The organism is Microbacterium sp. LB12 (assembly GCF_037150835.1).
Taxonomy (GTDB): domain Bacteria; phylum Actinomycetota; class Actinomycetes; order Actinomycetales; family Microbacteriaceae; genus Microbacterium.
On sequence record NZ_JBBCPF010000006.1, the window covers coordinates 210670 to 224236 of the forward strand.

Sequence of the window (13567 nt, forward strand, 5' to 3'; positions counted from 1 at the left end):
AATCTGGAGGATTTCGGCACAGAAGTCAATCCTCGTGATGATCTTCGGCTGAAATGTTTCCTGTTCGAAACAATTCAGAACCGGGAAGCTGGCATGATGTGATCCATGGAGAACACATCCGACCCCCGGAACGCCGTCGTCCTGGATGTCCGAGGACTCACCGTCACCCTCACCGGCGATGGCCGCAGCAACCGCGTCGTCGACGAGATCGACATCACCGTGCGCCGCGGCGAAGTGTTCGCGCTGCTCGGCGAATCCGGTTCCGGCAAGTCCATGACCGCTCGCGCGATCATGGGACTCATCGACAACGGCGAGGTCGAGGCGGGCACCATGACGCTCAGCGGAACCGATCTCCTCTCCCTCTCCCCCGAACAGCACCGACGCCTGCGGGGCGTGCGGGTGAGCCTGGTGATGCAGGACGCTCTCTCTGCTTTGAACCCCGTCCTCAGCATCGGCGACCAGATCATCGACCTCATCCGCGCACACCGCACCATCGGACGTCGGGCCGCCGAGGCGCGTGCGGTCGAACTGCTCACCCTCGTCGGCATCCCCACCCCCGACAAGCGCGTGCACGACTACCCGCACCAGTTCTCGGGCGGACAGCGCCAGCGCATCCTGATCGCCATGGCGATCGCGCTGGATCCTGATCTCATCATCGCGGATGAGCCGACGACGGCGCTCGATGTGACGGTGCAGGCGCAGATCCTCGATCTGCTGCTGTCACTGCGGGACAGGCTCGGCATGGGCGTGCTGCTCATCACCCACGATCTGGGTGTCGTCATGGAGGTGGCCGACCAGGTCGCGGTCATGCGCACGGGACGCATCGTGGAGTCGGGATCCGCCGATGAGGTGCTCACCGAGCCGCAGCACCCTTACACGATCCAGCTGCTCAACTCGATGCCGCGCGACGTCAGTGCCGCGGCCGAGTCGGACGGCTCGACCCCGATCCTGGCGGGGCACGGCCTCGAGCGCACCTTCCGCTCCGGCAGCGGGCGCCGTGCGCACCGCGTCGCAGCCGTCGCAGGAGTGGATCTCGAACTGCAGCAGGGCGAGATCCTGGCGATCGTCGGGGAATCGGGCAGCGGCAAGTCCACGCTCGCCCGGATGCTGGTCGGTCTCGACTCCCCCGACGCCGGCACCCTCCGCTACCGCGATCAGGACGTGACGCGCGGCCGACTGCGCGATCGCAAGATCCTGCGGCGCGGAGTGCAGATGGTGTTCCAGGATCCGTACATGTCACTCAACCCGCGCATGACGGTGCAGCAGATCATCGCGGAGCCGCTTGCCGCCACCCGGACCGGAACTCCGGCGAGTCGACGGGAACGTGTCGCAGAACTGCTGGAACTCGTCGGCCTCACCCCCGAGATGGGCTCCCGCTTCCCGCACCAGTTCTCCGGCGGACAGCGTCAGCGCATCGGCATCGCCCGGGCGCTCGCCCTCGACCCCGACGTCCTGGTGTGCGATGAGCCCGTGTCAGCGCTGGATGTGTCGATCCGCGCGCAGATCATCGATCTGCTGTGCGATCTCCGTGAGCGTCTGGGCATGTCGATCGTGTTCATCGCGCACGACCTGTCGCTCGTGCGGCACATCGCCGACCGTGTCGCCGTCATGTACCTCGGCAACATGGTCGAGATCGGCGACACCGAGGAGATCTACCGTCACCCCGAGCACCCGTACACGCGGTCGTTGCTGTCGGCGATCCCGCCGCAGACGCGGGCAGACCGCGGGATGCTCGCGCGTCGGACGCGCCTGACCGCCTGAGACGACGGGTTCAGCGGCCGGGACGCACGGTGAGGTCGGTGATCTCGGCGTCGCGCGGAAGATCGAGGGCGGTGAGGATGGTCGTCACGACCGCGTCGGGCGTGATGAAGCGCTCGGCGTCGTAGTCCTGCCCCTCCTGCTGGTGCACCCGCTCCTGCATGGGAGTCGCCGTGCGCCCGGGGTAGATCGACGTCACGCGCACCCCGTGCTGCGCCTCTTCCGCACGCAGGGCATCGGCCAGCGCACGAAGCCCGTGCTTGGAGGCCGCATAGGCCGACCAACCCGCATTCGCACGCAGCCCCGCGCCCGAGTTCACGAAAACGACCTGCCCCTGCGAGACGCGCAGCACGGGGAGGAGGAGCCGGGTGAGCTCGGCAGGAGCCACCAGGTTCACCGCGAGCTGCTGCTCCCACAAGGTGGCGGGCAGCTCCGCGACGTCGCCGAGGTCGACGACACCGGCGACATGCACCAGGGCGTCGATACGATCGGGCAGCTGCTGCTTCGACAGCGCCCACGAGAGCCGGCCCGGCTGCGCGAGGTCGCCGACGAGCACGGATGCGCCGGGGAGCTCCGCCGCGATCTGGCGGGCACGTCCGGCGTCACGCGCCAGTGCCACCACCGCGTCGCCGCGATCCAGCAGTCGACGGGCGAGGACCGCGCCGATGCCGGAGCCCGCACCGGTGATCAGGTGCGTGGGCATGTCAGCTGGGGTCGGCGGCGGGCTCGGCCACGTCGATGGGAACGACGGGGCAGTCCTTCCACAGGCGCTCGAGGCCGTAGTAGACCCGCTCCTCCTGGTGGAAGACGTGCACGATCAGGTCGCCGAAGTCGAGCAGGACCCAGCGCGCTTCCGCGCGGCCCTCTCGACGGACGCGCTTGTGACCCGCCTCGATCAGCCGGTCTTCGATCTCGTCCGCGATCGCGGCGACGTTGCGCTCGCTGTTTCCCGTGACGAGCAGGAAGATGTCGACGAGCGGAAGAGGCTCGGAGACGTTGAGCGCGACGAGGTTCTCGCCGCCCTTGTCGATGGCGGCTTGCGCTGCGAGGCGCAGCATCTCTTCGGCAGTTTCAGGTGATTGCATCAAATCAGTTTCGTGGTGAAGGCGATGACGAGGACGACGCCGATCGCGAGGGCGAGTCCGCCGGCGATGATGGCGAGCGTCACCATCAGGCGGTTGCCCTTCTCGGGCGCCGGGGGACGGATCACCTCGCCGGCGGGCTTGATGGTGCTGATCGCCGAACTCGCGGCGATCGGCGTGGGCGACGAGGCGGGCGGCAGCTCACCGTCGATGAGGACGGCGTCGACGTCTTTGCCGTCGGTGGTGCCGAGGGCGTGCCCCTGCGAGCCGATGCCCTGCGGAAGCTCGTAGGAGCCGGTGACCAGGATCTCGCCGGTGGAGGCGACGGGACCCGACAGCGACCCCTCGCCCGGAGACCGTGTGAAGATCAGCGCGTTCGGCGCGGAGTGCTGCGACCCCGTGGAGTCGCCCACCGTGAGCAGCTCGTCGAACGAAGGCCGGAAGGGCGTGTGCACCTCGGGGGCATCGGCGAGGACGCCCTCGCCGAACGCCGAGTTCACGGTGGGCCGCGCGGGGGCGTCGTCCTCGTCATCGACGTCGTCCACGTCGGCGAGCACGTCGTCGTCGGCCGCGTCGGCGGAGGACTCGTCGGAGAGCCCGAAGACGGTCTCGACCTCGTCATCGCCGTGATCGTCGGCGGTGACCTCATCGGCCGTGGCCTTGTCGGACGCGTCGAGCGGCACATCGCCCACGGCATCCGTGACAGCGGATGCGCGGACCGGCGCGACCGCGACCTCATCATCGACGTCATCGTCGTCTTCGTCCGGCGAGGGTACCGCAGCGAAATCGGGAACGCGCGACACGATGTCGGCGGGGGCGCTCACCGGCGCGGCAGCCTTCGGCTCCTCGGCCTGAGGCTCCTCGACCTGGGGCTCCTCGGGCTGCGGGGTCCCGACAGCCTGCGGGGCAGCATCGGTCGGAGCGGCGGACTCTTCGTCATTCGCACCCACGACGGGCACCGAAGCGGTGCGGACCTTCTCCAGCTCGCGCACCTGACGGCGGGTCAGCGGGGCATCGCCGCTCTCCGCTTCACGAGCCGGGGCCGGGGCCGGGGCGACCGGCGCGGGTTCGGCAGCGCGTGGAAGCGGGGGTGCGGGCGGGGCCGCTTCCGCAGCCGCGGCGGCCTCTTCGCTGGAGATCACGGGGGTGGAACCCGTCAACCGGATTTCCCGCAGCTGCTTTCGCGTCAGCGGACCCTGCCCCTGCTGATCCGATGTACTCATGCCTTGCTCCGATACAGATGATGCTTCGCGATGTACTGAACGACCCCATCAGGGACCAGATACCAGACCGGCTGATCGTCGCGAACGCGTTCACGGCAGTCCGTCGACGAGATCGACAGCGCCGGCACTTCCAGTTGGCTGACGTTGTCGCTCGGGAGGCCGTCAGTGCTCAGGATGTGTCCTGGGCGTGAGACCGCGACGAAGTGGGCCAACTCCCACAACTCATCATGGTCCCTCCAACTGAGAATTTGCGCTACGGCGTCTGCCCCGGTGATGAAGAACAACTCCGCATCCGGCCGATCGCGCTTGAGATCGCGCAGCGTATCGATCGTGTAGGTCGGTCCCTCGCGGTCGACGTCGACCCTGCTCACCGTGAACTGGGGGTTGGACGCGGTCGCGATCACGGTCATGAGGTAGCGGTGCTCACTCGGGGTGACGCTCGACTTCTGCCAGGGGCGACCGGTGGGCACGAACACGACCTCGTCCAGGCCGAAGGAGTTCGCCACTTCGCTGGCTGCGACCAGGTGGCCGTGGTGGATGGGGTCGAAGGTTCCGCCCATCACGCCGATGCGCGGGGTGCGCGTGGTAGCAGCGTCGTTCATGGGGGCCTAGTGGCCGTGTCCCGCCTCGTGACCGTCCTTGCCGTGCTTCGCAGCCCACGCCTCGGCCTTCGCGGAGTGGCGGTTGGCGACGTTCTTGTACGAGAAGGTCACCAGTCCGAGGAAGGCGAACACGATCGCCGCGATGGCTCCGAAGATCACCGTCTCGAGCGCGACATTGCCGTGGTGCTCGGTTTCGGCAGCGGCCATCGCGATCTGTGCGACGAGGTTCATCCTGACTCCGTTTCGGGCGTACTGTTCGGGATCCTGTGGGGTACAGCGTCCCCCAGTCTAGCCCTCAGCCGCGGGTCTGCCCCGCTCCACGCGCGAGCCATTTCGTGCTGGTGAGCTCGGCGAGGCCCATCGGACCGCGCGCGTGCAGCTTCTGCGTGGAGATGCCGACCTCGGCGCCGAATCCGAACTCGCCGCCATCCGTGAAGCGCGTGGAGGTGTTCGCCATCACGACGGCCGAATCGACCTCGGCCAGGAACCGCTCGATGTTGCGCGAATCGGTCGTGATGATCGACTCGGTGTGTCCCGTGCTGTAGCGACGGATGTGCGCGAGCGCCTCGTCGAGGGACTCGACGACCTTGATCGCGATGTCGAGGCTCAGATACTCGGTCGCCCAGTCCTCCTCGGTGGCCGGGATCACGTTCGACACGAGTCCGGCGACCATGTCGTCGCCATGGATCGCGACGCCCTCGCTCTGCAGTGCGCTGGCCACGAGGGGGATCAGGCTCGGCGCGGCCTGGCGGTGCACGAGCACGGTCTCGACGGCGTTGCACACGCTCGGCCGCTGCACCTTGGCGTTCACGACGATGTCGCGCGCCCAGTCGGCGGGAGCCGTCTCGTCGAGGAAGATGTGGACGTTGCCCGCCCCGGTCTCGATCACCGGCACCGTCGACTCGGTCACGACCGTCTCGATCAGGCCCGCGCTCCCCCGGGGGACCAGCACGTCGATGAAGCCGCGTCCGTGCATGAGCGCCTTCGCACCGTCGCGTCCGAAGTCGTCGACCGTCTGGATCGCCTCGGCCGTGAGACCCGCGCCCTCGATCGCCGCGCGCATGATCTCGACGAGCACGGTGTTCGATTCACGCGCAGCGCTTCCTCCGCGCAGCACGACCGCGTTGCCCGACCGCAGCGCGAGCGCCGCGATGTCGACCGTCACGTTGGGACGCGCCTCGTAGATCGCTCCGACCACGCCGAAGGGCACGCGCACCTGCTCGAGCGCCACCCCGTTGGGCATCCGATGCCCGCCGACGACGCGACCCACCGGGTCGGGCAGCGCGGCGACCTCGCGCACGGCCGAGGCGAGCGCGGCGACGCGCTTCTCGTCGAGACGCAGCCGATCGATCAGCGACTCCCCGATGCCGTCCTCGCGTCCGCGCGCGATGTCGCGGCCGTTCGCCTCGATGATCTGCGGCGCACCGTCGAGGAGCGCGACCGCGATGGCCTCGAGCACCCTGGCCTTGTCGTCGCTGGTGAGCGCCGCGGTGGCGCGGGAGGCGTCTTTCGCGCGCTCCAGGCGCACCTGCGGAGTCTGGTCGGTCATCCGCCCAGTTTAGGAGGTCGCCGGCTCGAACCAGGTCCCTATTTCAGCCCCGGAGAGCGCCCGATCGACCAGGTCGGCGCTGGTGACCAGCACCCCGATACCGGACGCCGCGGCGAGACGGGCGGCCGAGACCTTGGTGGCCGCTCCCCCGGTGCCGACGCTGTTCACCACGGTCGCACCGAACTCGAGTCCCGTGAGATCGGCGTCGGGCGCCACGATGTCGATCGGCTCCGCGCCAGGGTCGGTCGGGGGCTTCGTGTACAGCGACTCGATGTCGCTGAGGAGGATCAGGGCATCGGCCTCGATCAGCTGGGCGACGAGGGCGCCGAGCCGGTCGTTGTCGCCGAAGCGGATCTCCTGCGTCGCGACGGTGTCGTTCTCGTTGACGATGGGGAGCACGCGCAGCCCGAGCAGGCGCTCCATGGCGCGTCGGGCGTTCGAGCGCGAGGTGGCGTTCTCGAGGTCGCCCGTGGTGAGCAGGACCTGACCGGCCACGATGTCGAAGGGTCGCAGCGCCTCCTGGTAGCGGAACACCAGAATGTTCTGTCCGACCGCCGCGGCCGCCTGCTGCGTCGCGAGGTCTGTGGGACGGGCGTCGAGCTTGAGGAACGGGATGCCGGTCGCGATCGCACCGGAGGAGACCAGCACCACCTCGGTGCCCCGCGCGTGCGCCGCCGCCAACGCGTGCACGAGCATCGGGATCCGCCAGGAGGATTCCCCGCTGATCGACGACGAGCCGACCTTCACGACGATGCGGGATGCGGACGCCAGGTCCGCACGGGTGCGTGCGGTCACTCGCCGTCCTCGCGGTACGCGGCGAGCCGCTGCGCCTCGACCTCGGCGCGGGCCTCGGCCTTGGCGTCCATGCGCTCGTAGTACTGCTCGCGGCGCTCCGAGGTCGTGCGACGGGAGTTGGGGGCAAGACGCGGGTCGGTTCCGCGGGGCGCGGTCATCAGCTCGGCGGCGGAGGTCATGGTCGGCTCCCAGTCGAAGACGATGCTGTCGCCCTCGCCGATCACCACGGTCGATCCCTGTACCGCGCCGAGGCGGAAGAGCTCGTCCTCGACGCCCAGCTTCTCGAGGCGGTCGGCCAGGTAGCCGACGGCCTCCTCGTTCTGGAAATCGGTCTGCTGCACCCAGCGCACCGGCTTCTCGCCGAGGATCCGGTACACGTTGCCGTAGGTGCCGCCCTCGACCCGGATGCTGAAGTCCTTCTTGGAGCCACGCGGGCGGATCACGACACGCTCGACCGGCGTCTCGACCGCGGCCTCTGCCCGGTGCTTCTCGACGAGTTCGCCGAGCGCGAAGGTGAGCGGGCGCAGTCCCTCGTGCGAGACCGTGGAGATCTCGAACACGCGGAACCCACGGGCCTCGAGGTCCGGCCGCACGAGTTCGGCGAGGTCGCGCGCCTCGGGCACGTCGACCTTGTTCAGCGCGACGAACTGGGGACGCTCGAGCAGCGGCGTCTGCCCCTCCGGCACCTCGTAGGCGCCGAGTTCGGCGAGGATGACGTCGAGGTCGGAGATCGGATCGCGGCCCGGCTCCAGCGTCGCGCAGTCGAGCACGTGCAGCAGCGCCGAGCAGCGCTCGACGTGGCGGAGGAACTCGAGACCGAGGCCGCGTCCTTCACTCGCTCCCTCGATGAGGCCGGGCACATCGGCGACCGTATAGCGGAAGTCGCCGACCTGCACGACGCCGAGGTTCGGGTGCAGCGTCGTGAACGGATAGTCGGCGATCTTGGGGCGCGCGGCGGAGATCGCGCCGATCAGGCTCGACTTTCCCGCGGACGGGTACCCGACGAGCGCGATGTCCGCGACCGTCTTCAGCTCCAGGACGACGTCGCCCTCGTACCCGGGAGTGCCGAGGAGCGCGAATCCGGGCGCCTTGCGCTTCGGGGTGGCGAGGGCGGCGTTGCCCAGTCCGCCCATCCCGCCTTTGGCGACGACGAACCGCTCGCCGGGGATGATCATGTCGATCAGCACGTCGCCCGCAGTGTTCTTCACCACGGTCCCCACGGGGACCGGAAGCTCGAGCGTCTCACCGAGGAAGCCGGAGCGGTGGTCGCCCATGCCCGGACCGCCGTTACCGGAGGAGCGGTGCGGCGAGTGGTGGTACGACAGCAGCGTGCCGGTCTGCGGGTCGGCCACGAGGACGACGTCGCCGCCATCGCCGCCATTGCCGCCGTCGGGTCCGCCGAGCGGCTTGAACTTCTCGCGGTGCACGGAGACGCAGCCGTTGCCGCCCTTACCCGCACGAAGGTGCAGTGTGACGGTGTCGACGAACGTGACCATGTGCGGGTTCCCCTGGGTTCCTGTGAGATGAAGGTGTGCAGATACACGGACGGGGCGAGCCGAAGCCCGCCCCGAACCGGATGACTAGTGTCGCGCTGAGATCACTCAGCTGCGGCGACGATGTTGACGACCTTGCGGCCGCCCTTCGCGCCGAACTCGACCGCGCCCGCGGCCAGAGCGAACAGCGTGTCGTCGCCGCCACGGCCGACGTTGACGCCGGGGTGGAAGTGCGTGCCGCGCTGGCGGACGATGATCTCGCCGGCGAGGACCTGCTGACCGCCGAAGCGCTTCACGCCGAGGCGCTGTGCGTTGGAGTCACGACCGTTGCGGGTGGAGCTTGCGCCCTTTTTGTGTGCCATGTCCTGGTCTCCTCGGTCTTACTTGATGCCGGTGATCTTGACGCGCGTGAGCTCCTGACGGTGGCCCTGGCGCTTCTTGTAGCCGGTCTTGTTCTTGTACTTCTGGATGACGATCTTCGGGCCGCGGAGGTTGCCGAGAACCTCAGCCGTGACCTTGACCTTCGCCAGCTTGTCGGCGTCGGTGGTCACCGAGGCGCCGTCGACGAGCAGCACAGCGGCAAGCTCGATCTTCTCGCCCTGGGCAGCCTGCACACGGTCGAGCTGAACGATCGTGTCGACCTCGACCTTCTCCTGCCGCCCACCGGCGCGCACTACTGCGTAAACCACTTCATACCTTGTTTCGTTGGGGAGCACGTCGGCTCCGAGAATCTCACGGGAAGACTGTTGCTTGCATGCGCCGCAGAACGACGGGCGCGAACGCAAGGCTCTCCGCTTCGACCGACGAGGACGACGCGGCATACGCACCAAGGGACTACTTTACCGGATGCGGGTCGGTGTCGCAAAGCGAGACGGACCCGGCGCTCCCCCTCCCCCACGGACCTAGGCTGGCGAGGTGACCGTACTCGTCGATGACCCGATCTGGCCCGCCCACGGACGCCTCTGGGCGCACCTGGTCAGCGACGCGGACCTCGACGAGCTGCACGCGTTCGCGCGGGCGAACGACGTGCCGGCGCGCGCCTTCGACCTCGACCACTACGACGTGCCGGAGGAGATCATCCCCCGGCTCATCGCCGCCGGCGCCCACCATGTGGCGGGCAAGGAGCTGGTTCGTCGGCTGATCGCCTCAGGACTCCGCGTCCGCGGCCGGGACCGACGGCCCTGACGGCTCGGAGTTGACCGAGACCGGGGTTCCGGTCAGTGCCGCCGTGCTCACGCGACGACGGCCACGTCCCTGACCCGGTGCCTTCGGCTCCGGAAGGGCGTCGAGCACCGAGTCGAGCAGCTGCTCGGCAGGAGACTTCGGACCCTTGCGGTCTCCCCCGCGCTTCTTGCGGGCCTTCTTCGGACGCTCGGCAGCTGCCGGTGCCTCGGCCGGCGCCTCGACGGGTCCGGCCTCGGCTGCGCCGTCCGACGCCGGAGCGATCGTGGACGCCGCGATCTGCGCCAGAGCGGACTTGGCCCCCTCGGTGATGCTGTGGGTCACGTTCGGAGCCGCCGGAGCGTGCTGACTCTGCCCGTTGCCGCCGCCGTTGCCATTGTTGCCGCCGCGCTGACGACGACCGCTCTGGCCGTTGCCGTTGCTGTTTCCGCCGCCGTTGGCGCTGTTGCTGGTGCGGTGCTTCACGACGGGGTCGTGGTGCACGATGACGCCGCGGCCGGCGCAGACCTCGCACGCCTCGCTGAAGGTCTCCAGCAGGCCGAGGCCGAGCTTCTTGCGGGTCATCTGCACGAGTCCGAGCGAGGTGACCTCGGCCACCTGGTGCTTCGTCCGGTCGCGGCTCAGGCACTCGATCAGGCGGCGCAGCACGAGGTCGCGGTTGGACTCGAGCACCATGTCGATGAAGTCGACGACGATGATGCCGCCGATGTCACGCAGGCGCAGCTGGCGGACGATCTCCTCCGCCGCCTCGAGGTTGTTCTTGGTGACCGTCTCCTCGAGGTTTCCGCCCGAGCCGACGAACTTGCCGGTGTTGACGTCGACGACCGTCATGGCCTCGGTGCGGTCGATCACGAGCGATCCGCCGGACGGCAGCCAGACCTTGCGGTCGAGCGCCTTCTCGATCTGCTCCGTGATGCGGAACGCGTCGAACGGGTCGGTCTCGTCCTCGTACGCCTCGACGCGCTCGAGCAGGTCGGGGGCGACGCTCTCCAGGTATGCGCGGATGGTCTGCTGCGCGTCCTCGCCCTGGATCAGCATCTTCGTGAAGTCCTCGTTGAAGACGTCGCGCACGATCTTGACGAGCAGGTCGGGCTCGGCGTGCAGGAGCGCCGGCGCCTGCTGGTTCTCGACCTGCTTCTGGATGTGCTCCCACTGCGAGGTGAGCCGCTGCACGTCGCGTGTGAGCTGATCCTCGGTCGCGCCCTCGGCCGCGGTGCGCACGATCACGCCCGACGACTCGGGCAGCACCTCCTTGAGGATGCGCTTGAGGCGTGCACGCTCGTTGTCGGGGAGCTTCCGGCTGATGCCGTTCATGGATCCGCCGGGCACGTACACGAGGTAGCGGCCGGGGAGGGAGATCTGGCTGGTGAGACGCGCGCCCTTGTGACCCACCGGGTCCTTCGTCACCTGCACGAGCACGCGGTCGCCGGGCTTGAGCGCCAGCTCGATGCGACGGGGCTGGTTGCCGGTCTCGACGCCGTCCCAGTCGACCTCGCCGGAGTACAGCACGGCGTTGCGTCCGCGACCGATGTCGACGAACGCCGCCTCCATGCTGGGGAGCACGTTCTGGACCCGTCCGAGGTACACGTTGCCGATGAGGGACGCGTCCTGGTTGCGGGCGACGTAGTGCTCGACGAGCACGCCGTCCTCGAGGACGCCGATCTGCGTCCGGCCGTTCTTCGAGCGCACGACCATCTTGCGGTCGACCGACTCGCGACGGGCGAGGAACTCGGCCTCGGTCACGACAGGACGACGACGCCCCGCATCACGACCGTCACGGCGGCGCTGCTTCTTGGCCTCGAGACGGGTCGATCCCTTGATGGCCTTCGGCTCGGTGATGTACTCGACGACGCGCTGACGCTGACGCGGCTCTTCGCGCTGGTCGTCGCCCTCGGATCCGCCGCGACGGCGACGGCCACGACCGCGGCCGGCAGCATCGTCCTGCGGCTGCTCGCGCTCGGCGATGCGGTCGAAGATGCGCTCGCGACCCGGGCGGGCGGGAAGCGGGACGATCTCGGGGGCATAGAAGTGCAGCTGCGTGGAGACCTGGGAGACGAACACCTCGGGCAGGAGGCCGAGCGACACAGCCGTGATCGGCGCCGGCGCCTCGGGGGCGGCGGGCTCCTCGGCGGCAGGCTCCTCAGCGGCAGGCTCCTCAGCGGCAGGTTCCTCAGCGGCAGGTTCCTCTGCAGCAGGCGACTCGACGGCGGGCTCTTCGGGGGATGGCGCCTCGGCGGAGGGCGCCTCGGAGGCGGCCTCCTCCACTGCAGGCTCCTCAGCGACGGACTCTTCTGCGGCGGTCTCCGCCGCGGCAGCCTCGTCCGCGACAGACTCCGCTCCGAGAGCCTCATCGGCCACGTCTGCAGACTCCTCGCCCTCGCTCGGTGCCTCCGCGGGGTCGGCCACCTCGGGAGCGATGTGCTCCGTCAGCTCTCCCGCGGCGTCAGCCGGGAAGTCGAGGGTAGGGGCGTTGTTGTCATTGTTCTCATCGGCCATCTCTGGCGTACTCCCTGCACGGGACACTGGGTGCTCCGTGAAATCTCATGCGGTACCCGCGGGTTCCGCGAACTCACTCGGTTTGCGACCGGCTCATGGCTCTGATCGCGTGGGGCATAGGACCCCGAAGTCTGCTCGATGCGTGTCGCGGCAACGCCGTTCATCGCATCACAGGCCATTATCGCACCAAGTGGGTGCGTTCGCGGCATCCCGGTGTCGCCAGGCGTTTTTCACCGGCCTGTTCTCGCCACATCCATAGCCGTCGCTGGGATAATCCCCAGTATGAGCGAGCAGCGCACCCGCCCCGTCGTCTATGCCGTCTGGCTGATCATCGCGAGCGTGGTGGGCTGGTTCGCCGCCTTCCAGCTCACGATGGACAAGTTCATCCAGGCCGCGAACCCGGACGCCGAACTCAGCTGCAACGTCAGCGTGATGATCCAGTGCGGCAAGAACCTCGGATCCTGGCAGGGCGAGGTCTTCGGCTTCCCCAACCCGATCATCGGGATCGCCGGCTGGATGGCTCCCCTCTTCGTCGGCGTCGCACTGCTGGCGGGAGCCCGGTTCCCGCGCTGGTTCTGGCTGACGTTCGGCGCGGGCATCACGTTCGCCTTCGGCCTCGTGTGCTGGCTGATCTGGCAGAGCCTCTACGCTCCCAACCTCGGCGTGCTCTGCCCCTGGTGCATGCTCACCTGGTCGGTGACCATCCCGACCTTCTTCGCGACCATGCTGCATCTCACGCGGAACGGCAGCTTCACGAGCAACGAGAAGGTGAAAGAGCGCGCGAACCGCCTCATGGCCTGGGTGCCGCTCGCCACGATCCTCGCGTATGCCGTGGTCGTCCTGCTCGCCCAGCTGCGCGGCCTCGACCTGCTCGGCGAGGTCATCGGCATGATCTTCTGACCCGCCCGCACCAACGGGAAACCCGCCGCCGATCCTGCGATCGACGGCGGGTTTCCTAATGCTGCGGTGGTCAGTCGAACCAGATGCCCAGCTCGCGGGCGGCCGACTCGGGGCTGTCGGAGCCGTGCACGAGGTTCTGCTGCACCTTGAGGCCCCAGTCGCGACCGAAGTCGCCGCGGATCGTGCCGGGAGCGGCGGTCGTCGGGTCGGTGGTCCCCGCGAGCGAGCGGAAGCCCTCGATCACGCGGTTGCCCGCGAGACGGATGGCGACCGACGGTCCGGAGAGCATGAACTCGAGCAGCGGCTCGTAGAACGGCTTGCCCTCGTGCTCGGCGTAGTGCTCGGCGAGCAGGTCGCGGTCGGGCTCCACCAGGCGGATGTCGACGAGGGCGTAGCCCTTCGCCTCGATGCGCGCGAGGATCGCGCCGGTGAGGCCGCGGGCCACGCCATCGGGCTTGACGAGGACGAGGGTTTCTTCGGTGGCCAT

General features: G+C 68.7%; 15 protein-coding genes. 3 read left to right on the forward strand and 12 right to left on the reverse strand.

The window, feature by feature from the left end:
• The first annotated feature begins 105 nt into the window (after positions 1–105).
• Positions 106–1761 (forward strand): ABC transporter ATP-binding protein, encoded by a 1656-nt coding sequence (locus tag WFM69_RS12605; RefSeq protein ID WP_337005161.1) that lies wholly within the window; start codon positions 106–108, stop codon positions 1759–1761.
• Between the two features lie 10 nt (positions 1762–1771).
• Here WFM69_RS12605 and WFM69_RS12610 read toward each other — a convergent pair whose 3' ends face one another.
• The 10 genes from WFM69_RS12610 to rplU form a co-directional block, all read right to left on the reverse strand.
• Positions 1772–2461, reverse strand: a complete 690-nt coding sequence (locus tag WFM69_RS12610; protein WP_337005163.1) for an SDR family oxidoreductase — start codon at positions 2459–2461, stop codon at positions 1772–1774.
• Position 2462: 1 nt separating this feature from the next.
• A complete protein-coding gene (gene rsfS / locus WFM69_RS12615; protein WP_337005165.1) occupies positions 2463–2843 on the reverse strand; it encodes a ribosome silencing factor in 381 nt (126 codons plus the stop codon).
• Positions 2843–4063: a hypothetical protein gene (locus tag WFM69_RS12620; RefSeq protein WP_337005167.1), complete on the reverse strand. Its 1221-nt coding sequence runs from the start codon at positions 4061–4063 to the stop codon at positions 2843–2845. Before WFM69_RS12620 ends, rsfS begins: the two co-directional genes overlap by 1 nt.
• Positions 4060–4665, reverse strand: coding sequence for a nicotinate-nucleotide adenylyltransferase (nadD, locus tag WFM69_RS12625; RefSeq protein ID WP_337005169.1), 606 nt, complete (start codon positions 4663–4665; stop codon positions 4060–4062). The genes WFM69_RS12620 and nadD overlap by 4 nt, the downstream gene beginning before the upstream one ends.
• 6 nt (positions 4666–4671) lie before the next feature.
• Positions 4672–4896 (reverse strand): hypothetical protein, encoded by a 225-nt coding sequence (locus WFM69_RS12630; RefSeq protein ID WP_337005171.1) that lies wholly within the window; start codon positions 4894–4896, stop codon positions 4672–4674.
• A gap of 64 nt (positions 4897–4960) precedes the next feature.
• The gene (locus tag WFM69_RS12635) at positions 4961–6214 is read right to left on the reverse strand and encodes a glutamate-5-semialdehyde dehydrogenase (RefSeq protein WP_337005173.1); all 1254 of its coding nucleotides are present in this window, start codon (positions 6212–6214) and stop codon (positions 4961–4963) included.
• 9 nt (positions 6215–6223) lie between these two features.
• Entirely contained in the window at positions 6224–7009 is a 786-nt protein-coding gene (gene proB / locus WFM69_RS12640; protein ID WP_337005175.1) for a glutamate 5-kinase, read from the reverse strand.
• Positions 7006–8505, reverse strand: coding sequence for a GTPase ObgE (gene obgE, locus WFM69_RS12645; protein WP_337005177.1), 1500 nt, complete (start codon positions 8503–8505; stop codon positions 7006–7008). The genes proB and obgE overlap by 4 nt, the downstream gene beginning before the upstream one ends.
• Before the next feature lie 101 nt (positions 8506–8606).
• Entirely contained in the window at positions 8607–8864 is a 258-nt protein-coding gene (gene rpmA, locus WFM69_RS12650; RefSeq protein WP_017202370.1) for a 50S ribosomal protein L27, read from the reverse strand.
• Between the two features lie 18 nt (positions 8865–8882).
• A complete protein-coding gene (gene rplU, locus WFM69_RS12655; RefSeq protein WP_337005181.1) occupies positions 8883–9191 on the reverse strand; it encodes a 50S ribosomal protein L21 in 309 nt (102 codons plus the stop codon).
• A gap of 226 nt (positions 9192–9417) precedes the next feature.
• On the opposite strand from rplU, the gene WFM69_RS12660 reads away from it, so the two are divergent.
• Entirely contained in the window at positions 9418–9687 is a 270-nt protein-coding gene (locus tag WFM69_RS12660; protein WP_337005182.1) for a DUF4031 domain-containing protein, read from the forward strand.
• Here WFM69_RS12660 and WFM69_RS12665 read toward each other — a convergent pair.
• Positions 9649–12180, reverse strand: coding sequence for an Rne/Rng family ribonuclease (locus WFM69_RS12665; protein WP_337005184.1), 2532 nt, complete (start codon positions 12178–12180; stop codon positions 9649–9651). The two genes, WFM69_RS12660 and WFM69_RS12665, sit on opposite strands and share 39 nt — an antisense overlap.
• A 282-nt stretch (positions 12181–12462) precedes the next feature.
• Here WFM69_RS12665 and WFM69_RS12670 point away from each other — a divergent pair, with 282 nt between their 5' ends.
• A complete protein-coding gene (locus tag WFM69_RS12670; protein WP_337005186.1) occupies positions 12463–13080 on the forward strand; it encodes a vitamin K epoxide reductase family protein in 618 nt (205 codons plus the stop codon).
• A 70-nt stretch (positions 13081–13150) separates the two neighbouring features.
• Here WFM69_RS12670 and ndk read toward each other — a convergent pair whose 3' ends face one another.
• Positions 13151–13567, reverse strand: a complete 417-nt coding sequence (ndk, locus tag WFM69_RS12675) for a nucleoside-diphosphate kinase (protein WP_017830321.1) — start codon at positions 13565–13567, stop codon at positions 13151–13153.